The organism is Sphingomonas sp. PP-CE-3A-406, from assembly GCF_003688625.1.
Classification (GTDB): Bacteria; Pseudomonadota; Alphaproteobacteria; order Sphingomonadales; family Sphingomonadaceae; genus Sphingomonas.
This window is the reverse complement of the sequence record NZ_RCWY01000003.1, coordinates 562,568-582,447: the sequence shown is the minus strand read 5'-3', so window position 1 is coordinate 582,447 and position 19,880 is coordinate 562,568. Positions and strand designations below refer to the sequence as shown.

The window sequence follows — 19,880 nt, the reverse complement described above, 5'->3', positions numbered from 1 at the left end:
GAAAGTACGAAATTCGACTCTCTGTCACTATCTCCGCGTCCTCTGCGCCTCTGCGCGCAAAAGCTCTTCTTGGCGCCTTCGCGCCCCTTCGGCGAAACTCAGGACAGGCTTAGCGTGGATCAATCGTCCTCGTCTTCGAAGCCGACCAGAGCCAGCGCGCGGGCCTTGATCTGGCGGGTCATGCACCAGTGGACCAGCGCGTCCTCGCGGCCGTGCGTGACCCATACCTCGCGGGGCGCGATCTCGGTGAGCGTGGCGATGAGCTCGTCCCAATCGGCGTGATCGCTCAGGATCAGCGGGAGTTCGACGTTCTTCTGTCGCGCACGGCCTCGAACGCGCATCCAGCCGCTCGCCATCGCGGTGATCGGGTCGGGCAGCCGCCGCGACCAGCGATCGTTGAGCGCGCCGGGCGGGCACATCACGACGTGCCCGGCCATGTCCGCCTTCTTCGCGTCGGCCACCGGGAGCAGTTCGCCGAGCCTGACGCCGTGTTCCGCATACAGGTCGCACAGCTTTTGCAGCGCGCCGTGAATGTAGATCGGCGCCTCGTGGCCACGCTCGCGCAGTTCGGCGATCACGCGTTGTGCCTTGCCGAGCGCATAGGCGCCGACGACGACGCAGCGATCGGGATTGGCGTGCAGCGCGGCGATCAGCTTGTCGATCTCGTCGCCGGTGTCCGGGTGGCGGAACACCGGCAGGCCGAACGTGGCTTCGGTGATGAAGACGTCGCATTTGACGGGTTCGAACGGCGTGCAGGTCGGGTCCGCACGGCGCTTGTAGTCGCCCGAGACGACGATCCGTTCGCCGCGGTAATCGAGCACGATCTGCGCGGAGCCGAGGACGTGGCCGGCGGGGACGAAGCCGATGTCGACTTCTCCCATGCGGATCGTCTCGCCGTACGCGACCGGGTTGCCGGCTTGCGGGCCGTAGCGCGCATCCATGATTGCGAGCGTCTCCGGCGTCGCCCAGACCGCCTCGTGACCACCGCGCGCGTGATCGGCGTGGCCGTGCGTGACGAGCGCCTTGGCGGTCGGGATCGAGGGGTCGATCCAGGCGTCGATCGGCTTGACGAGGATGCCGTGCGGATGCGGTTCGAGCCAGTCGCCGAGTTTTGCCATGATCAGGTAACGCGTGACGCCAGGATGCGGTGCCGTTGGTAGCACCGAACGGCCGCTCTATTCGACGTACATGCTAAGCCGTCATCCCCGCGCAGGCGGGAATCCAGACGCGCGCCTGCAGTCTTTCCGCTTGGCCAGCCATTATGGGTTCCCGCCTCCGCGGGAATGACGGAGTGAAGGGTGGATCAGACTTTCAGGTGCAAATCCCAAGCCCAAACGATCCTCCCCCTGGCGGGGGAGGATCGATTACCGCCGCCCGCCGACCTTGATCGTCGCCAGGATCGCATCCATCCGCGCCGCCGCGACAGCCTGGGTCGGCGCGTTGCGGCTGGCCGGGGCGGCCGCCTTCACGGCGTACGTGACGCGGTCGATCGCGTAGCAGGCGCCGTTGATGACGCTGCGCCAGTTGGTCGCGTTCACCTGCTGGCTCATGCCGGCGTCGCCGTTGGTATAGACCGTCCAGCGGTGGCCGCCGAGCATCCGGTTCGGCAGGCGCCTGGCGCTCCCCGAGACCAGTCCCGCGGTGCCGCACGTCGCGACCACGTCGGCACTCCGACTGAAGCCGACCTGGATCAGCTCGGTTACTTGCCCCTGGCCGTTGGTCGGCCGGGCGACCTCCCAGAAACGGACGATGCCGACGCCGCGACCGACCGGCGCGCCGTCCCACATCTGGCGCCAGCCGCGGTTCATCAGCGCGCGGCCGGCGAAATTGCGCGTCGGCGTCAGGCTGGAGGCGTAGGACAATCGGACGATGCCGCCGCCCCCGACGAACGACTTGTCGGCGGCGGTGGCATTGGCGAACGGCAGGAGTGCGAGCAACGGCAGGGGCAGGAGATAACGAAAAAGCGACACCGATCGTCTTTCACAACAGAGCTTTGGCCGAAATGGCGGCCATCGCGCACGCGGTCCATAGCGGTGCGGCGCGACGCCCCCATATGACGCTAATGCGTGAACAGGCCGTGAGCGACCTCCCCTCCCCCTTGGAAAACTGGTTTGTCGCGAGGGGTTGGCGGCCGCGGCGGCATCAGCTGGAAATGCTGGCGGAAGGCCGCGCGGGGCATCATGCCCTGCTGGTCGCGGCAACTGGCGCGGGGAAGACGCTCGCCGGGTTCCTGCCAACGCTCGCCGAGTTGATCGAGGCGCCGACGACGGGTCTCCACACGCTCTACGTCTCGCCGTTGAAGGCGCTCGCGGTCGACGTGCAGCGCAACCTGCTGACGCCGATCGACGAGATGGGCGTCGACATCCGCGTCGAGACGCGCACCGGCGACACGCCCTCCGACCGCAAGGCGCGACAACGGATCAAGCCGCCGCAAATCCTGCTGACGACCCCGGAATCGCTGTCGCTCCTGCTGAGCTATCCCGACAGCATCACGATGTTCGAAAACCTCCGCACGATCGTCGTCGACGAGGTCCACGCCTTCGCGACCGGCAAGCGGGGCGACCTGCTCTCCCTCTGCATGGCGCGACTCCAGAAGATTTCGCCGGGGATGCGCCGCGTTGCGCTGTCGGCAACGGTCGCGGATGCCGACGGCTATCGCGCGTGGCTCGCGCCCGACGGCGATATCGATCAGGTCGCGATGGTCCGCGGCGAGGCGGGTGCGGAGCCCAACATCGCGATCCTGCTGCCCGAGGGTCGCGTGCCGTGGTCGGGGCATTCGGGCCGCTATGCCGCCGCGCAGGTGATGGCGGAGATCGAAGCGCACGAGACCTCGATCGTGTTCTGCAACACGCGCAGCCTCGCCGAGCTAATCTTCCAGGATCTGTGGAAGGTGAATTCGGGCAATCTCCCGATCGGCGTCCATCACGGCAGCCTGGCCAAGGAGGCGCGTCGAAAGGTCGAGAATGCGATGGCCGAGGGCAAACTGCGCGCGCTGGTCGCGACGTCGAGCCTCGACCTCGGGGTCGACTGGGGCAACGTCGATTGCGTGATCCAGATGGGCGCTCCGAAAGGGTCGTCGCGGCTGCTGCAGCGGATCGGTCGCGCCAACCACCGGCTCGACGAATCGTCTCAGGCGATCGTCGTGCCGGGCAACCGCTTCGAATATCTCGAGGCGCGCGCGGCGCTCGACGCGGTCGAGGCGTGGGAACTCGATGCGGACATCTTCCGTGTCGGCGCGCTCGACGTGCTGGCGCAACACGTGATGGCGTGCGCATGCGCGGCGCCGTTCCGCGAGGCGGATCTGCTCGATGAGATCCGCTCCGCCCTCCCCTATTCCGCGCTGCCGACCGAGACGTTCGAGCGCGTGCTGCACTTCATCAGCGACGGCGGCTATTCGCTGAAGGCTTACGACCGGTTCAAGCGGCTGACGAAGGATGCGGACGGGACGTGGCGTGTCAGCCACCCCAAATTCATCGGCCAGCACCGTCTGAACGCGGGGATTATCGTCGAGGCGACGATGCTCAACGTGCGGTTTGGCAATGGCCGCGTGCTGGGCCGCGTCGAGGAGGCGTTCGCGGCGCAGTTGAGCCATGGCGACACGTTCTTCTTCGCGGGGCTGAGCCTTGAGGTGATGAAGATCGACCTCGAGGATCTGGTCGTGCGCGCGACGTCGAAGCCCGCGCGGATTCCGACTTACGGGGGCAGCCGGATGCCGCTGTCGACCAACCTCGCCGACCGCGTCCGCGGGTTCCTCGCGCAGCCCGGCGACTGGGCGCGCTTTCCCGACGACGTCCGCGAATGGCTGGAGATGCAGGCGTATCGATCGGTGATGCCCGAGCCCGGCCAGCTGCTGGTCGAGACGTTCCCGCGCGAGGGGCGGCATTACATGGTCGCGTACAGTTTCGAGGGGTGGAACGCGCACCAGTCGCTCGGCATGCTGATCACGCGGCGGATGGAGACGCAGGGACTGAAACCGCTCGGCTTCGTCGCCAATGACTATGCGCTGGCGGTGTACGGGCTGGAGAAGATCGTCGATCCGGCGTCGCTGTTCTCGGCGGATATTCTCGAGCACGAGTTCGTCGAATGGGTGCAGCAATCGCATCTGTTGAAGCGCGCGTTTCGCGAGGTCGCGGTGATCGGCGGGCTGGTCGAGCGCCAGCATCCGGGCAAGCGCAAGACCGGCAAGCAGGTGACGTTCTCGACCGACCTGATCTACGACGTGCTGCGAAAGTACGAGCCGACGCATCTGCTGCTGGAGGCGGCGTGGGCGGATGCGCGCGCGCGAATGACCGATGTCGGGCGGCTCGCGTCGCTGCTCGATCGTGCCGCGGCGACGATGGTGCATGTCGATCTGGAGCGCGTGACCCCGCTCGCCGTGCCGGTCCTGACGCTGATCGGGCGCGAGAAGGTGGCCACGAACAGCTCGGACGACGCGCTGCTGATCGAGGCGGAAGCGATGATCGCCGACGCGATGCGGCCGGATTGAGTCGTAGCGCTGCCCCACGTTGAAAGCACCGCCCCGGCGAAGGCCGGGGGCCAATTGGAAAGGTGGCCGTAACGAAGCGCTGCCCTCCATTAGCAACGTCCCCCAATTGGGCCCCGGCCTTTGCCGGGGTTTCAGCGTTTGTGCGGGGGCTTTCTTCCCGAACAACTATAGTTGCACGCGCGCAAAATCAGGCGCAGCATTTGCATTATGCGCAGATGGCTAGCCCCTCTACTGCTAGCAATCGCCGCCCAGGCCAACGCCCAGGACGCCGCCCTGCCACGCCCCAATGCTGCACCCCTGCCCAGTGCAGCATCCGCAACAGACCCCGACCCCGCCACGCTCCTGTTCGGTGATGACCAGACCCGCATGACGGTGCCCGTCACGATCGCCGGCGCAGGCCCCTTCCCCTTCATCGTCGATACCGGCGCGCAGCGTACCGTGATTGCGCGCGAACTTGCGGCCACGCTCGGGCTTGCGCCTGGCCGCGTCGTCCGCGTGACCGGCATGACCGGCTCGGACAGCATCGGCACTGTCATGATCCCCTCGCTCAAGGTGAGCGTCATCGGCAGCAAGGCGATCGAGGCGCCGGCGATCAGCGCGATCAACCTCGGCGCACGGGGGCTGCTCGGGATCGACACATTGCAAGATCATGCCGTGACGATCGACTTCGACACCAAGACGATGACCGTCACGCCCTCGCGCAAACGCCGCGATCGCGACCGCGCCGCCCCCGATGAGATCGTCATCCGGGCGCGCAGCCTGTTCGGGCAGCTCGTCGTCACCGACGCCTATTGCAACGGCATCCGCATCCGCGTGATCCTCGACACCGGTACGTCGATCAGCATGGCCAATGGCGCGCTCCGTCGGCGGGTGACGCGCAAGGGACTGGGCAGCGCGGGCGCGTCGCAACCGGTATCGCTGACCGGGGTCACCGGCGAGACGGTGATGGCGGAGTACACGACGATCGATCGCGTGACGATCGGCAGCCTCACGCTCGGCGACCTGCCCGTGGCGTTCACTGCAGTCGACGCGCCGCCGTTCCGGCTGTTCGGCCTCGCCGAGCGGCCCGCGATGCTGCTGGGGATGGACGTGCTGCAATTGTTTCGGCGCGTCGACATCGACTTCGCTAACCGCGAGGTGCGGCTCACGCTACCGCGCGATACGCGTCGTCGCGGAGAGCAGCGCCGCTGAGGTTGCGTCCGCGTGCGTTCGCTGCAACTCTTCGTCCGCAAACGAAAAAGGGGAAGACGATGCGCGCGACTGGTTGGCTACTCACGGCGGCGATTCTGACCACACCCGTCACCGCACAGGCGCAGTCGCGCCCTGACCAGAAGGCGTTCCTCGGGCTCTACAAGGAACTGGTCGAGACCAACACGACGCTGTCCGCCGGCAGCTGCACGCAGGCGGCGGCGCAGATCGGCGCGCGTCTGAAGACGGCGGGCTATGCCGATGCCGACATAACCTATTTCTCGGTGCCCGAGCATCCCAAGGACGGCGGGCTGGTCGCGGTGCTGAAGGGGTCGGACGCGTCGATCAAGCCGATGCTGCTGCTCGCCCATCTCGACGTGGTCGAGGCCAAGCGCGAGGATTGGGTGCGCGATCCGTTCAAGCTGATCGAGGAAGGCGGCTATTATTACGCGCGCGGCACCGTCGACGACAAGGCACAGGCGGCGATCTGGTCCGACGCGATGATCCGCTTCAAGACGAGCGGCTACAAGCCGAAGCGGACGATCAAGCTCGCGCTGACCTGCGGCGAGGAGACGACCTTCGCGTGGAACGGCGCGCAGTATCTGGCGAAGTCGAAACCCGACCTGATCGCGGCCGAGTTCGCGCTGAACGAGGGCGGCGGCGGGCGGATCGACGACAACGGCAAGCGCCAGCTGCTGGCGATCCAGGTCGGCGAGAAGGCTGCGCAGAACTACACGTTCCTTGCGACCAACCCAGGCGGGCACAGCTCGCAGCCAATTCCCGAGAACGCGATCTATGAGCTCGCCGACGCGGTGAAGGCGGTGCAGGGCTACGAGTTCCCGGTGAAGTTGACCGACACCACCAAGGCGTTCTTCGCGGCGAGTGCGAAGGCGATGCCGGGCGAGATGGGAGATGCGATCACGAAGCTGCTCGCAAACCCCGAGGACAAGACGGCGGATGCGATCGTCAGCCGCGACAAGGCGATGCACTCCACGTTGCGCACGACGTGCGTGGCGACGTTGCTAAGTGCGGGGCATGCCGAGAATGCGTTGCCGCAGCGCGCGACCGCGAACATCAACTGCCGGATCTTTCCGGGCGAGACGGTCGAGGGCACGCTCGCCAAGCTCAAGGAACTGGCGGGGGCCAAGGTGACGGTGACGGCGAACCAGCCGGTGCGGCCGACCGCGATCCCGCCGACGCTCGATCCGAAAATCATGGGACCAGTGACCAAGGTCGCCGCGAAGCACTTTCCGGGCATCCCGATCCTGCCGCTGATGTCGACCGGCGCGACGGACGGCATTTTCTTCGAGGCGATCGGGATCCCGGTCTACGGCGCGCCGGGCGTCTTCATCGACAAGGACATGGGCGGCATCCACGGCCTCAACGAGCGAATTCGTGTGAATTCCCTGTATGACGGCCGAGACTACCTCTTCGACCTCGTGAAAGCGTTTGCTGGGTGAACGTCTTTTCCTTCGCCCCTTCGGGGCGAGGGAGGGAGGAGCCGCAGGCGACGGAAGGGAGAGGGGCGTGAGGCTCGAGACCGTGCATCCCAACGCCCCTCTCCCTTCCCACCGCAAGCGCCGCGGGCCCCTTCCCTCTCCCCGGAGGGGCGAGGGAGCACGCGATTCTCCCCCGGAAACCGTCTGCCCCGCTCTCGGCTTACACTGTGACCTGTTCGCCTAGCTCGAGCACCTTGCCCGGCGGGATCTTCAGGAAGTCGGTGGGGTCGCTGGCGTTGCGTTGCAGGAACATGAAAATCCGGTCCTGCCAGGGCGGCATGCCCTTTTCCGCATCGGGTTTCAGCGTGTTGCGACCGATGAAGAACGAGGTGCGCATCGGGTCCAGCCCGAGCTGCTCGGTCTTGGTCCCGATCCCCAGGTCGCGCGGCACATCGGGGGATTCCATGAAGCCGTAGGTCAGCACGACGATCGAGAAATTCTCGTCGACGCGTTCCACCTTCGCGCGCGCGGACTCCTCGACGAACGGCCGGTCCGCGGTGCGGATGCTGACGATCAGGTTGCGCTCGTGGAGCACCTTGTTGTGCTTCAGATTGTGCAGCAGCGCGCCCGGCGTCGCGTGCGGGTTGCCGGTCAGGAACACGGCCGTCCCCGACACGCGCTCGGGCGGGCGCTTTTCCAGTGCCGAGGCGAGATCGCTGAGCGGGATGCTCTGGCGCTTCTCGAACGCGCTGACGATCTTCTTGCCGCGCACCCAGGTGAAGATGATCAGTCCGATCGCGGCGGCGATGACGAGCGGCACCCAACCGCCCTCGATCACGCGCAGGATGTTCGCGCCGAAGAAGATCAGGTCAAGCGTCAGGAATGGCAGGATCGCCGCCAGCGCCAACGGCCGCGACCAGTTCCAACGGTGGCGGACGACGATGTACGCGAGCAAGGTGGTGACCACCATCGTGCCGGTGACCGCGATGCCGTACGCGGCCGCCATCGCCGACGACGTCTTGAACTGAATCACCAGCACCAGCACGCCGATCAGCAACAGCCAGTTGATCGCGGGCAGATAGATCTGGCCGGCAAACACGGCGGAGGTCTGGCGGATGCGCAGCCGCGGCAGCAGGCCGAGCTGGATCGCCTGCTGCGTCAGCGAGAATGCGCCCGTGATCACCGCCTGGCTGGCGATCACGGTCGCGAAGCCGGCGAGGATGATGAGCGGCGCTCGCAGCGATTCGGGCGCCATCAGGAAGAACCAGTCCTGATTGACGAACGGTACGCCGCGCGCCGCTGCATCCTCGAGCCGCGACAACGCGAACGCGCCCTGCCCCAGATAGTTGAGCGCGAGCGCCGGGAAGACGAGGAAGAACCAGCCGATTCGAATCGGCAGCCTGCCGAAATGGCCCATGTCAGCGGTCAGCGCTTCGGCGCCGGTGACGGTCAGAAACACCGCGCCGAGCACGAACAGCCCGGTCACGCCGTGCGTCGCGAGGAACGAAATGCCGTAGGTCGGCAGGAACACGCGGACGATCGAGGGCTCGTCGGCAATGTGCCAGATGCCGAGCGCACCGATCGCGACGAACCAGAGGATGCAGACCGGGCCGAACAGCTTCGATACCTGCGCCGTGCCGCGCGACTGGATCAGGAACAGCGCGATCAGGATGGCGATCGTCAGCGCGCGGACGACGCCTTCGTTGAAGATGTGCGCAGCGCTGGGGATCGTCCGCAGGCCCTCCATCGCGGAGAGCACCGACAAGGCGGGCGTGATGATCGCATCGCCGTAGAACAGCGACGCGCCCGCCGCGCCGAGCACGATCGCGATCCGCGACCGCATGCCGAGCGCACGCCGGGCGAGCGCGGCGAGCGCCAGCACGCCGCCCTCGCCCTGATTGTCGGCTCGCATCAGGAAGATGACGTATTTCACCGTGACGACGAGGAACAACGACCAGAGCGCGAGGCTCAGCACGCCGAGGATTTCGCTCGGATCGATGCCGCCCGCGGACGTCTGGCCGAGCGCCTCGCGGAACGCATAGAGCGGGCTGGTGCCGATATCGCCGAACACCACGCCGATCGCGCCGACGGTCAAGGCGGCGAGTGCGGGGTGCGGATGCAGATGCGCCGCCGACAGATCGCCAGGCGTTTCCGGTACAGCGGCAGTTTGGGGTGTTCCGGCGACGGACGTCATGGCGCGAAGAGCGCTCCTCCTGAGGGGACGGCGCGCTTTACGCCGATTGGGGGCATGCGCAAGTCCCGCCGGTTCGGGGCGATGGCGGGTTGATTCACCGGGCGTGCACCGGCATTGCGAGGAAATGGTTCCCTTTTCGTTCGGCGGACATGCGCTTCTGGCGTTGCCACAAGGCGCGCTGTTCTGGCCGGAGCGGCGTGCGCTGCTGGTCGCCGACCTGCATTTCGAGAAGGCGAGCTGGTTCGCCAAGCGCGGCCAGATGCTGCCGCCCTATGATTCGATCGCGACGCTGGCCGATCTCAATGCGCTGGTCGCCGCAACGGGCGCGCGCGAAGTCTGGTGCCTCGGTGACAGCTTCCACGACAGCGACGGGTGCGAGCGGCTGCCGCAGCGCGCGCAGGACATGTTGCGGGCTATGACCGACGGCACACGCTGGACGTGGATCACGGGCAATCACGATCCGGCGATCCTCGATCGGTGTGGCGGAGAGGTCGTCGACGAGGCGGTCGTCGACGGGCTGGTACTGCGGCATGAAGCCGACCGGGCGGAAACGCGGCCGGAACTGTCGGGGCATTTCCATCCCAAGCTTCGGCTAAGGGTACGGGGGAAATCGGTTGCGCGGCGGTGTTTCGTGGCGACGACCACTAAGCTCATCTTACCGGCGTTTGGATCGCTGACCGGAGGGCTGGACGTGGACCATCCGGAGATCGTTCGGGCTGTGGGCGTCGGCGCAGAGGCTATGGTGCCGGTGGCGGACCGGATGCTGCGGTTTCCGGTTGCTGCCTGACGCTCGTCGCCGCGCAAGTAGGTAAACCACTACCCCGGCGGAGGCCGGGGTCCAATTGCGGGCGGCGTATAACGGAGGTTCGTCCGCCGTTACTTTGACCTTTCCAATTGGGCCCCGGCCTTCGCCGGGGTGGTGGCAGTCCGGAGAAGGTCGCCCTCAGCTCGAAATCGTCGGGAACGCCGCACGGAAGGCAGCTACCTTCGGCTTGTCCCACATCACGACGTACGGATGTGTCGGGTTGCGATCGTAGAAATTCTGGTGATACGCCTCGGCCGGATAGAACGTCCCGGTCTCTAGTTTCGTCACGATCGGCCCGGAGAACGCATGCGTCGCCCCAAGCTGCGCGATGTACGCGCGGGCGACTTGTGCTTGTGCCGGTGACTGCGGGAAGATCGCCGAGCGATAGCTGGTGCCGCTGTCCGGGCCCTGGCGGTTCAACGTCGTCGGATCATGCGCGATCGAGAAATAGACGCGGAGCAGCGTGCCGTAGCTCACGACGCGGGGGTCGTAGGCGATCTTGATCGCTTCGGCATGCCGAGTCGTCTCGGCGGAGACCTGATCGTAGGTCGCGGTCGCCTTGGTGCCGCCGGCATAGCCGGTCGTGACCGCCTTCACGCCCTTCACATGCTCGAACACCGCTTCCATCGTCCAGAAGCAGCCGCCTGCAAGTACCGCGGTCTGCAGGCCGGGTGCCGCGGGCAGGTCGGTCTTGACTGCGGGGATGACGACGGCGCGTGCGCCTTGCGCGGTGCCGGTGGCGATAAACGCACCGGCGATACCGATGGCGGCGAGCGTGGCGAGAAGCGGCTTTTTCATGTTTTGATACATGGGGTTGCGCTTGCGCTTCGCTAGGCCGTCGCCGCAGTTACCAGGTGGCAGTTATCGCGCGGTGGCGGAGGCGCTGTGCTCGAAATGGCTGGCGAACGTCTGGCGGGCTTCGGCGGGCTGGAGGGCGAGCAAGCCGATAGCGCCGAGGACGAAACCGCCACTGAACTGCCAGAAGAAACTCGACTTTACGATGCTGCGCATGATGCGATCCCAATGAAACCCAGCGATGGCGCCGACCGGATAGGTCAGCGTCAGTTACGGACCGGCATGTCGTAGAGATGCCGGCCAACCACAATGTCGTTTTTAGAAACTCTCGATTAACGCGCCGTGGCCGACGCGTTCATCGTGCAGCAGGCATCGCCGGACAGCGTTGCCGGGAGATGTCGCCGCGTGTCTCGAATGTTGCCGGCGTTTATTTCAGCGCGGCGCAGGCCGTCTGGATACGCGTGCAGGCTTCGCGGAGCAGCGCATCGGACGTTGCGTAGCTGATCCGGAACGCCGGCGAGAGGCCGAACGCGGCGCCCTGCACCACCGCCACCTTGGCGTCGTCGAGCAGATAGCCGACCATCGCCTCGTCGGTGTCGATCAGGCGGCCGTTCGGCGTCGTCTTGCCGATCAGTTCGGCGAACGACGGATAGACGTAGAACGCACCCTCCGGTGTCGGGCAGTGCATGCCGTCGATCTCGTTGAGCATCGACACGACCAGATCGCGACGGCCCTGGAACGCGGTGTTGCGCTCGGCGAGGAAGGACTGGTCGCCGTTGAGGGCGGCGACAGCGGCGGCCTGCGCGATCGAGCACGGGTTCGAGGTCGACTGCGACTGGAGCTTGGCCATCGCCTTGATCAGCCACGACGCGCCGGCGCCGTAACCGATCCGCCAGCCGGTCATCGCATAGGCCTTCGAGCAGCCGTTGACGGTCAGCGTGCGCTCGAACAGCTCGGGGCACGCCTCGGCGATCGTCGCGAACTTGAAGCCGTCATAGACGATGTGCTCGTACATATCGTCGGCGAAGATCCACACGTGCGGATGCTTCGCCAGCACCGCGCCGAGCGCCTTCAGCTCGTCGATCGTGTAGCCGGCGCCGGTCGGGTTCGACGGCGAGTTGAGGATCACCCACTTGGTCTTCGGCGTGATCGCGGCATCGAGCGCGGCGGGATCGAGCTTGTAGCCGACCTCGGGACCCGCCTTGACGATCACCGGCACGCCGCCGGCGAACTGCACGACGTCGGGATAGCTGACCCAGTACGGCGCGGGGATGACGACCTCGTCGCCCGGATCGATCGTCGCGACCATCGCGTTGAACAGGGTGTGCTTGCCGCCGACGTTCACGCTGATCTGATCGGTGGTGTAGGTGAGGTTGTTGTCGCGTGCGAACTTGGCGACGATCGCCTGCTTCAGCTCGATCGTGCCGTCGACGTTGGTGTATTTGGTCTTGCCGTCGCGGATCGCCTGGATCGCGGCTTCTTTCACGAAGTCCGGCGTGTCGAAATCGGGTTCGCCCGCACCCAGGCCGATCACGTCGACGCCTGCGCGCTTCAGTTCGAGAACGCGCGAGGTGATTGCGAGCGTCGGCGAGGGGCTGATGCGGCCGAGCGCGGCGGATGCGTGCATGGTGTAACCTTTGCGGTTGTCCGCGAGCGTCGCCGCGGAATTCGCGGGCGCTATACGCGCCGATCGGCCGAATTCGCAACCGTAACGATGGCAGGAATGAGCCCGCGGACCGCATTTCCGATGAAGAATCCGGCGGTCAGGTCGGCTCTGGTCAGCGGCGCCTCGGTTGCGCGGCCCGATTCGAGCAAGTCGGCGCGGAGAATGCCCGGGAGCAGGCCATGCCGTAGCGGCGGCGTGACGAGTGCTGCGCCGCGTTGGACAAACAGGGAGGTGAAGCTGCCTTCGGTCAGGAAGCCTTCCGCATCCTCGAACACGACCTCGAACGTCCCCGCGGCTTTCCGCGCGTCGTCGTAGAAGGCGCGGGCGCTTGTCTTGTGGCGGAGCCGGAAGTCGGTCGCGGCCACCGGCAGCGGAACGATCGCAACGGTCGCTTGCGCAGGCGAGTGCGGGAGCGGCGCCGCCTCGATCGCGATCGCGCCGGACGGGCTGAGCAACAAGCGGATGCGGCGGGGTCCGCGCAACCGGAAGGTCGCGGCCTGGAGTTCGTTGCGCGCGGTGTGGCGGTCGAAGGTGAAGCCCAAGGCCTGGGCGCTAGCCTTCATCCGCGCGAGATGCGCTTCGAGACGGGTCAGGCCGGCCTCGGGGTCGAACGCCATCGTCTCGATCAGGTCGAAGCGGCGCTGGCCGGCGGTGACGAAGGCGCCCTTGGCATGGCATTCGTCCCACTCCGCATCGCCCACGCTGTCGGCGACGATGCCCGAGCCGAGACTCATCGTCGCCGCGCCGTCCTGGATTGCCAATGTGCGGATGGCGACGTTGAAGATCGCGTCGCCGTTCGCGTCGAAACGGCCGATCGAACCGGTGTAGATGCCGCGGGTGCGCGCGTACTCGACCTCGGCGATGACCTCCATCGCGCGTTGTTTCGGCGCGCCGGTGATCGATCCGCAGGGGAACAACGCGGTCAGGACGTTGACCGCATCGCACGTAGGTTTCAGGGTTGCGGTGACCGTCGAGGTCATCTGGTGAACGGTCGGATAGGTCTCGACGGTGAACAGGTCGGGGACCGCGACCTGGGTGGCGACGCGCGACAGGTCGTTGCGCATCAGATCGACGATCATGAGGTTTTCGGCGCGCTGCTTGGGGTCGGCGGCGAGTGTTTCGGCGAGCGCGCGGTCGGTGTCGGGCGTGTCGCCGCGCGGTGCGGTGCCCTTCATCGGGCGGCAGGTGAGCGTGTCGCCGTCAAGCGCGAAGAAGAGTTCGGGGGACAGCGACAGGAAGCGCGTCTCGCCAGTGTCGATCAGCGCGCCATAGCCCGCCTTCGCCTGACTCCGTAGCCGGGCGTAGAGCGCGAGCGGGTCGCCGACGAACGGGACGGTGGCGGCGAAGGTGAGGTTGGCCTGGTAGATGTCGCCCGCCGCGATCAGGTCGAGCACGCGCGACAGGCTGGCGTCGTAGGTGGCGCGGTCGATCAGCGGCTCGGGCGCACCGGTCCACGCGCCAGCAGGGTCGGGGAGCAACGCGGCGACGTCTTCGGGTGCTATCGTCTGGTACTCGGCGAACAGGCCGAACCAGAGCAGCGGGCCTTCGGTGCCGACGTCGACGGGCCTCGAGGCGAGTGCGGCGCCGGCTTCGTAGGTAAGATACCCGGCGGCATGCAGCCCTTCCTTGCGGGCGTCGCGGAGGGCGTCGAGTGCGGGGAGAATTTCGGCGAGCGTATCGGCGCGGACGATCCGGACGGGATCGCGGTACACTCGCGCCGGGGCGCCTGCCGCGCGGGCGTCATCGAGCAACACGTAGGGCGCGGTCCACATCGCCTTCACTGTTGCACGGGCGATGGGGTAAACCGCAAGCGGCGATTGCTCCAACCGCCGCGTCATCCTATTTCGGCGGCATGACAAATCCACCACTCCGCGCCGCGATCGTGCCCGTTACGCCGATCCAGCAGAACTGCACGATCATCTGGTGCACCGCGACGATGAAGGCGGCGGTGATCGATCCGGGCGGCGACCTGCCGCGGATCATGGCGGCGGTCGAACAGGCGGGGGTCACGGTCGAGAAGATCCTGCTGACGCATGGGCATATCGATCATGCGGGAGGCGCCAAGCGGCTGTCGAACGATCTCGGCGTGCCGATCGAGGGGCCGCACGAGGCGGATCGCTTCTGGTTACAGCGGCTCGATCAGGACGGGCCGAAATACGGGATTTCGGGGGTGAATTTCGAGCCGGACCGGTGGCTGGTCGAGGGTGATACGGTGTCGGTCGGGGATCTGGTGCTCGATGTGTACGAGACGCCGGGACATACCGAGGGGCATGTGATCTTCCACCACGCGCCGTCGAAGTTCGCGCAGGTGGGGGATGTGTTGTTCCAGGGGTCGGTCGGGCGATCGGACATGCCTGGGGGGAATCATGAGACGCTGGTGAAGTCGATCGTCGAGAAGCTCTGGCCGCTGGGGAGCGATACTAGCTTTATCCCGGGGCATGGGCCGGCGAGTACGTTTGCGCATGAGCGGGCGACGAATATGTTCGTTAGCGATCGGGCTTTGGCGGGGTAGCGTCCGCTTGCAACCCTAGCTGTTCCCCCGCGGAGGCGGGGGCCCAGATTCAACCAAGGGTGGTACGCTTGGCCCCTGGGCCCCCGCCTTCGCGGGGGAACAAGAAACAGAAGCACCACCATTCAACGGCCCCACCCCGGCGAAGGCCGGGGCCCAGTTGGGGGACGAGGTTTGGCTAGCGTCGCGCTCTGTTACTGCCACCTTTCCAACTGGGCCCCGGCCTTCGCCGGGGTGGTTGCGAGCGTGAGGGCTGGTCTTACTTTCGCTCCGCTGCCGTCTCAGCCCGCACCGACTTGAACTCCGACCCGTCGCGCCACTCGGGCCACAACCGGCTGTTCGCCAGCTTCGTGCCGATCGTCTTGAACAACTCCACGTCCTGCGCCGCCCCGCGCAGGTCCCAGTCGGCGCCCCAAGCGTCACACGTCTGGTGATAGCATTTCATATAGCCGTCGAGCCACGCCTGCCCCGCAGTCCGGCCACCCTTGACCAGATCCGGCGCCCCACTGATCGCCATCAGCAGTAAGGTCGGCACGCCGCGCCGCGCGACCGAGAAATGGTCGGCGCGGTAGAACAGCCCGCGTTCGGGGAGCGCTTCCGGCGTCACGACGCGGCCCTGCGCTTTCGCCGCATCGCCGAGCATGTCCTCGAGGCTGTTCTGGCCGGCGCCGACCAGCATGACGTCCTTTGCGGGGCCTGCGGTCTGGAGGATGTCGAGCGTCAGGTTGGCGACCGTCTTGGCGGCCGGATAGACCGGGTTCACCGCATAGGTCTCCGAACCGAGCAACCCGCGCTCCTCGCCGCTCCACAGCGCGAAGACGAGGCTGCGGTCGGTGCGCGGGGCCTTGGCGAAATTGCGCGCGAGTTCGAGGACGCCCGCCACGCCTAGGCCGTCGTCGTTCGCGCCGGGCCGGATGGTGCGCCCCTGCGCATCGGGCGCGCCAATGCCGTAAGCGTCCCAGTGCGCGCCGAACATCACGACCTCGTCGGGATGCGTCTTGCCCGGCAGCTTCGCCAACACGTTCTGGCTCACGGCGGTGTCGTGCTTGACCGGCAAGTCGGTGGTGAACGCCTGCTTCAGCGCGACCGGGCGGAAGTCGCTCCGCCGCGCCGCTTTCCGTAACGCCGCCAGGTCGAGGCCCGAAGCCGCGAACAACCGCGTCGCTGTGCCACCTTCGAGCCAGCCCTGTAGCATCACCCGCGATTCGGGGTCTTTCCGGACGATGTCGTAATTCTCGCCGGCGGGGGCGGTGACGGTGTTCCAGCCGTACCCCGCGCCCGCCGTGTCGTGGACGATCAGCGCGCCGACCGCGCCACGTCGCGCGGCCTCCTCGTATTTGTACGTCCAGCGGCCGTAATAGGTCATCCGGCGATCGCCGAACTTGCCCTTCGCATCGTCGCCTGGGACCGCCTCGAAATCGGGATCGTTGACGAGGAACACCGCGACCTTGCCCTTGAGGTCGAGGCCCTTGAAGTCGTCCCAGCCGCGCTCGGGCGCGCTGACGCCGTAGCCGACGAACACCATCGGTGCGTTTGCAATGACGACGCGGTCGACGCCGCGGACGGTGCTGAGATAGACGTCGCGGCCCTGCACCAGCGCGGTGTCGCCAGCGCGGACGGTGCCCGCGCCCATCCGCGTGTGAACGAGCGGCACGGGTTGCGTCCAGCTACCGTTCGGGCCGCCGGGTTGTGCCTTCATCGCCTTGAACTGCGCAATCAGCCAGGCGATCGTCCTGGTCTCACCGGGGGTGCCGGGCGCCCTGCCCTCGAACGAGTCGGAGGCGAGCGTCTTCACGTCGGCGGACAACCGCTCTGGCGATACCTGCGCGACGGCCGGTGAGGCAGCCAGCAGCGTGGCAACGGTAAGATAGCGAAGCGCGCTCATGCCCGGCCACCCGACGGCACGACCTGGAAGGTCTTGGCAGTGGGCACGCTGTTCGCCTGATACGCGATCGTCAGTGCCCAGCCGGCGAGCACCGCCATCAGCGCCCAGGTCGCCAGCGCACCCCCGGCCCGCGGCACGCTCGATGTCGTCCGGTCCATCCCGAACGCATGAGCGATTCGCGCGATCACGAACACCGCACCAGCGATCCACAGCCACAGCGTCGATCCGCCGGCAAGCTCGATCAGCCCGATCAGGATCAGGATGAACGGCGCGTATTCGGTGAAGTTGGCGTGCGCGCGCATCCGCGCCTGCAGCCGCTGGTTGCCGTCGTCGCCGATCAGCACGTTATCCTTCACGCGCATCGGCACGATTCGGAAGGCGAGCCACAGGTTGACGACGGCGGCGGCCGCGGCGATCGTCAGCGTTACGGGTAATATCACGGCGTTGCCCCTCGAATATCAGGTCTTTTGTCAGGCGCATGCCCTGCCACTGGACATCAGGGGTTGCAACGTGGGGGGCCAAAGCTTGCAACGCGGGGTGAAATCGCTATAGCGCCACGCTTCGCGAGCGTCAGGCCGCATGGGTTGCTTCAGGCGGCCGGCATTCTTGTCGGTTGCCTGTGTCCCGTGTCCGGACGTACTCGGAGCCCCGACCTTTAGATTGAACAAGGTGCCGAAATGGCCGTCCCCAAAAGAAAAACCTCGCCCTCCAAGCGCGGCATGCGCCGTGGCCACGACTCGCTCACGATCGCGTCGTTCCAGGAATGCCCCAACTGTGGCGAACTGAAGCGTCCGCACAACCTGTGCGGTTCGTGCGGTCACTATAACGGTCGCGAAATCCTCTCGATCGAGGGCTGAGGCTTCCGTCCGGAACCTCTAACTTGAACGAAGGATAAGCGATGCCCGACAGCGGCTGGATCGCGGTCGATGCGATGGGTGGCGATGACGGGCTGGCAGTGATGCTCGCCGGTGTCGCGCGCGCGCGTCATCAATTCGAGGGCATGCGCTTCCTGCTGGTCGGCGACGAAGCTGCGATTCGCGAAGGGCTGAAGGCTCATCCGAACCTGTCGCAGCATTCGGAGATCGTCCACGCGCCGGAAGTCGTCGGGTCGAGCGACAAGCCGACCCAGGCGATTCGTCGCGCCAAGAAGACGTCGATGGGCATCGCGATCGACCTGGTGAAACAGGGTCGCGCCGCCGCCGCGGTGTCGTCGGGCAATACCGGCGCGCTGATGGCGATGGCGAAGCTGTCGTTGCGGATGCTGCCCGGGATCGACCGGCCGGCCCTCGCGGCGCGTCTGCCGACGCTTGGCGACACCGACATGGTGATGCTAGACCTCGGCGCGAACACCGAGTGCGATGCGCGCAACCTCGTCCAGTTCGCGATCATGGGCGCCGCCTATGCGCGCACCGCGCTCGACATCCCGCATCCTCGCGTCGCGCTGCTGAATATCGGCAGCGAGGACATGAAGGGCACGGACGAGATCCGCGATGCCGCCGCTCAGCTGCGCGCGACGCCGGCCGTGGACATGCAGTTCAACGGCTTCATCGAAGGCGACCGGCTGTCGCGCGGCGAAGTCGACGTGGTCGTGTGCGACGGCTTCTCCGGCAACATCGCGCTGAAGACTGCCGAGGGCACCGCGCGATTCGTCGCCGACCTGCTCAAGCGCGCGTTCCGTAGTTCGGTCCGGTCGAAGCTTGGCTTCCTGATCTCGCGACCGGCGACCGAACTGCTGCGCGATCACCTCGATCCGAACAATCACAACGGCGCGGTCTTCCTCGGGCTCAACGGCATCGTCGTGAAGAGCCACGGCGGCGCCACCGAGCGCGGCGTCGCGACGGCGATCGGCAACGCCGCCAAGATGGTCCGCAACGACCTGATCCGGCGCATCGCCGACGATCTCGGCAGCGTGGAGAAGGCGGCATGATCCGGTCTGTGGTCATCGGCACCGGTTCCGCCCTGCCCGCGCGCCGCGTCTCCAACGCCGAGCTCGCGGAGCAGGTCGATACCAGCGACGAGTGGATCGTCGAGCGCACCGGCATCCGTTTCCGTCACATCGCCGGCGAAGGCGAGACGACCGCGACGCTGGCCGCGGACGCGTGCCGCGCGGCTTTGACCGCGGCTGGGATCGAAGCCGACAGCATCGACCTGATCGTGCTCGCCACCGCGACACCGGACCAGACCTTCCCCGCCAGCGCCACCAAGGTGCAGGCTATGCTCGGCATCAACGATTGCGTCGCGTTCGACGTCGCCGCGGTCTGCTCGGGCTTCCTGTACGCGGTCCAGGTCGTCGACAGCATGATCCGCAGCGGCGTCGCCAAGCGCGCATTGGTGATCGGTGCCGAGACGTTCAGCCGCATCCTCGACTGGGAAGACCGGACGACCTGCGTGCTGTTCGGCGACGGCGCTGGCGCGATCGTGCTGGAGGCACAGGACACGGCCGATGACGGCGGTCGCGGCATCCTGACGACCAAGCTGCACGCCGATGGCCGCCACAACGAACTCCTCTATGTCGATGGCGGCGTCTCGACGACCGGCACCGTCGGCAAGCTTCGCATGAAGGGCCGTGAGGTGTTCCGCCACGCAGTCACCAACCTGGCTTCGGTGATGACCGAGTCGCTGGCGATGGCCGGGCTGTCGTCGGATCAGGTCGACTGGGTCGTGCCGCACCAGGCGAATGCACGGATTCTCGACGCGACTGCGCGGAAACTCGGCCTCGCGCCGGAGAAGGTCGTGGTCACGGTCGACCAGCACGCGAACACCTCGGCGGCCTCTGTTCCGCTCGCGTTGGACGTCGCCGTGCGCGACGGACGTGTCCGACAAGGACAGATCGTCGTACTAGAGGCGATGGGCGGCGGGTTCACCTGGGGTGCCGCGGTTATCCGCTTCTAATCCTTTCGAAACATCTCGATT

17 protein-coding genes are annotated in these 19,880 nt (G+C 66.7%); 8 read left to right on the top strand and 9 right to left on the bottom strand.

Translation table 11 applies throughout. The features are described from left to right. Positions 1-119 precede the first annotated feature (119 nt). Together C8J44_RS14645 and C8J44_RS14640 are read right to left on the bottom strand one after the other, a co-directional pair. On the bottom strand, positions 120-1,118 hold the full coding sequence (locus C8J44_RS14645; protein ID WP_121905093.1) for a ligase-associated DNA damage response exonuclease: 999 nt from the start codon (positions 1,116-1,118) through the stop codon (positions 120-122). A 246-nt stretch (positions 1,119-1,364) separates the two neighbouring features. Further along, on the bottom strand, positions 1,365-1,970 hold the full coding sequence (locus C8J44_RS14640; RefSeq protein WP_121905092.1) for a hypothetical protein: 606 nt from the start codon (positions 1,968-1,970) through the stop codon (positions 1,365-1,367). 92 nt (positions 1,971-2,062) lie between these two features. Here C8J44_RS14640 and C8J44_RS14635 point away from each other — a divergent pair, with 92 nt between their 5' ends. The 3 genes from C8J44_RS14635 to C8J44_RS14625 all read left to right on the top strand — a co-directional run bounded on the left by C8J44_RS14635 (position 2,063) and on the right by C8J44_RS14625 (position 7,134). Beyond that, entirely contained in the window at positions 2,063-4,486 is a 2,424-nt protein-coding gene (locus C8J44_RS14635; protein WP_121905477.1) for a ligase-associated DNA damage response DEXH box helicase, read from the top strand. Between the two features lie 366 nt (positions 4,487-4,852). Beyond that, the gene (locus C8J44_RS14630; RefSeq protein ID WP_259466880.1) at positions 4,853-5,677 is read left to right on the top strand and encodes a retroviral-like aspartic protease family protein; all 825 of its coding nucleotides are present in this window, start codon (positions 4,853-4,855) and stop codon (positions 5,675-5,677) included. Positions 5,678-5,736: 59 nt separating this feature from the next. Then, complete coding sequence (locus C8J44_RS14625; protein ID WP_121905476.1) at positions 5,737-7,134, top strand: M20/M25/M40 family metallo-hydrolase; 1,398 nt, start codon at positions 5,737-5,739, stop codon at positions 7,132-7,134. A gap of 199 nt (positions 7,135-7,333) precedes the next feature. Here C8J44_RS14625 and C8J44_RS14620 read toward each other — a convergent pair whose 3' ends face one another. After that, entirely contained in the window at positions 7,334-9,307 is a 1,974-nt protein-coding gene (locus tag C8J44_RS14620; protein WP_121905090.1) for a potassium transporter Kup, read from the bottom strand. A gap of 124 nt (positions 9,308-9,431) precedes the next feature. On the opposite strand from C8J44_RS14620, the gene pdeM reads away from it, so the two are divergent. Continuing rightward, positions 9,432-10,094, top strand: coding sequence for a ligase-associated DNA damage response endonuclease PdeM (gene pdeM / locus C8J44_RS14615; protein WP_121905089.1), 663 nt, complete (start codon positions 9,432-9,434; stop codon positions 10,092-10,094). Positions 10,095-10,250: 156 nt separating this feature from the next. Here the strand turns inward: pdeM and msrA are convergent, their stop codons facing one another. From msrA to pabB, 4 genes are all read right to left on the bottom strand, one after another. After that, a complete protein-coding gene (msrA, locus tag C8J44_RS14610; RefSeq protein ID WP_121905088.1) occupies positions 10,251-10,910 on the bottom strand; it encodes a peptide-methionine (S)-S-oxide reductase MsrA in 660 nt (219 codons plus the stop codon). A 63-nt stretch (positions 10,911-10,973) separates the two neighbouring features. Further along, complete coding sequence (locus C8J44_RS18520; RefSeq protein ID WP_167397741.1) at positions 10,974-11,123, bottom strand: hypothetical protein; 150 nt, start codon at positions 11,121-11,123, stop codon at positions 10,974-10,976. 211 nt (positions 11,124-11,334) lie between these two features. Beyond that, positions 11,335-12,534 carry a pyridoxal phosphate-dependent aminotransferase gene (locus C8J44_RS14605; protein ID WP_121905087.1) on the bottom strand — a complete coding sequence of 400 codons (1,200 nt, stop codon included), beginning with the start codon at positions 12,532-12,534 and terminating at the stop codon, positions 11,335-11,337. A gap of 50 nt (positions 12,535-12,584) precedes the next feature. Further along, positions 12,585-14,345 carry an aminodeoxychorismate synthase component I gene (gene pabB / locus C8J44_RS14600; RefSeq protein WP_183128834.1) on the bottom strand — a complete coding sequence of 587 codons (1,761 nt, stop codon included), beginning with the start codon at positions 14,343-14,345 and terminating at the stop codon, positions 12,585-12,587. An 80-nt stretch (positions 14,346-14,425) separates the two neighbouring features. Between pabB and C8J44_RS14595 the strand changes: the two genes are divergently transcribed. After that, complete coding sequence (locus C8J44_RS14595) at positions 14,426-15,085, top strand: MBL fold metallo-hydrolase (protein WP_121905085.1); 660 nt, start codon at positions 14,426-14,428, stop codon at positions 15,083-15,085. A 256-nt stretch (positions 15,086-15,341) separates the two neighbouring features. On the opposite strand, the gene C8J44_RS14590 is transcribed toward C8J44_RS14595, so the two are convergent. Both C8J44_RS14590 and C8J44_RS14585 read right to left on the bottom strand, forming a co-directional pair. After that, positions 15,342-16,967: a M28 family metallopeptidase gene (locus C8J44_RS14590; protein ID WP_121905084.1), complete on the bottom strand. Its 1,626-nt coding sequence runs from the start codon at positions 16,965-16,967 to the stop codon at positions 15,342-15,344. Continuing rightward, positions 16,964-17,407, bottom strand: coding sequence for an MAPEG family protein (locus tag C8J44_RS14585; protein ID WP_056054403.1), 444 nt, complete (start codon positions 17,405-17,407; stop codon positions 16,964-16,966). The genes C8J44_RS14590 and C8J44_RS14585 overlap by 4 nt, the downstream gene beginning before the upstream one ends. A 237-nt stretch (positions 17,408-17,644) precedes the next feature. Between C8J44_RS14585 and rpmF the strand changes: the two genes are divergently transcribed. Genes rpmF through C8J44_RS14570 form a run of 3 tightly spaced genes read left to right on the top strand, consistent with a single transcriptional unit; the run spans position 17,645 to position 19,859 of the window. Further along, the gene (gene rpmF / locus C8J44_RS14580; protein ID WP_056054400.1) at positions 17,645-17,824 is read left to right on the top strand and encodes a 50S ribosomal protein L32; all 180 of its coding nucleotides are present in this window, start codon (positions 17,645-17,647) and stop codon (positions 17,822-17,824) included. A gap of 41 nt (positions 17,825-17,865) precedes the next feature. Beyond that, positions 17,866-18,894 (top strand): phosphate acyltransferase PlsX, encoded by a 1,029-nt coding sequence (gene plsX, locus C8J44_RS14575; protein ID WP_121905083.1) that lies wholly within the window; start codon positions 17,866-17,868, stop codon positions 18,892-18,894. Continuing rightward, positions 18,891-19,859 carry a beta-ketoacyl-ACP synthase III gene (locus C8J44_RS14570; RefSeq protein ID WP_121905082.1) on the top strand — a complete coding sequence of 323 codons (969 nt, stop codon included), beginning with the start codon at positions 18,891-18,893 and terminating at the stop codon, positions 19,857-19,859. The genes plsX and C8J44_RS14570 overlap by 4 nt, the downstream gene beginning before the upstream one ends. The last annotated feature ends 21 nt before the right edge of the window (positions 19,860-19,880 follow it).

Coding starts and splice junctions, on each gene's coding strand:
- C8J44_RS14630 (WP_259466880.1), top strand. CDS start 4,853: ATGACGGTGCCCGTCACGATCGCCGGCGCAGGCCCCTTCCCCTTCATC.
- C8J44_RS14595 (WP_121905085.1), top strand. CDS start 14,426: ATGACAAATCCACCACTCCGCGCCGCGATCGTGCCCGTTACGCCGATC.
- C8J44_RS18520 (WP_167397741.1), bottom strand. CDS start 11,123: ATGCGCAGCATCGTAAAGTCGAGTTTCTTCTGGCAGTTCAGTGGCGGT.
- C8J44_RS14605 (WP_121905087.1), bottom strand. CDS start 12,534: ATGCACGCATCCGCCGCGCTCGGCCGCATCAGCCCCTCGCCGACGCTC.
- pdeM (WP_121905089.1), top strand. CDS start 9,432: ATGGTTCCCTTTTCGTTCGGCGGACATGCGCTTCTGGCGTTGCCACAA.
- msrA (WP_121905088.1), bottom strand. CDS start 10,910: ATGAAAAAGCCGCTTCTCGCCACGCTCGCCGCCATCGGTATCGCCGGT.
- plsX (WP_121905083.1), top strand. CDS start 17,866: ATGCCCGACAGCGGCTGGATCGCGGTCGATGCGATGGGTGGCGATGAC.
- pabB (WP_183128834.1), bottom strand. CDS start 14,345: ATGTGGACCGCGCCCTACGTGTTGCTCGATGACGCCCGCGCGGCAGGC.
- rpmF (WP_056054400.1), top strand. CDS start 17,645: ATGGCCGTCCCCAAAAGAAAAACCTCGCCCTCCAAGCGCGGCATGCGC.
- C8J44_RS14635 (WP_121905477.1), top strand. CDS start 2,063: ATGCGTGAACAGGCCGTGAGCGACCTCCCCTCCCCCTTGGAAAACTGG.
- C8J44_RS14645 (WP_121905093.1), bottom strand. CDS start 1,118: ATGGCAAAACTCGGCGACTGGCTCGAACCGCATCCGCACGGCATCCTC.
- C8J44_RS14625 (WP_121905476.1), top strand. CDS start 5,737: ATGCGCGCGACTGGTTGGCTACTCACGGCGGCGATTCTGACCACACCC.
- C8J44_RS14590 (WP_121905084.1), bottom strand. CDS start 16,967: ATGAGCGCGCTTCGCTATCTTACCGTTGCCACGCTGCTGGCTGCCTCA.
- C8J44_RS14570 (WP_121905082.1), top strand. CDS start 18,891: ATGATCCGGTCTGTGGTCATCGGCACCGGTTCCGCCCTGCCCGCGCGC.
- C8J44_RS14620 (WP_121905090.1), bottom strand. CDS start 9,307: ATGACGTCCGTCGCCGGAACACCCCAAACTGCCGCTGTACCGGAAACG.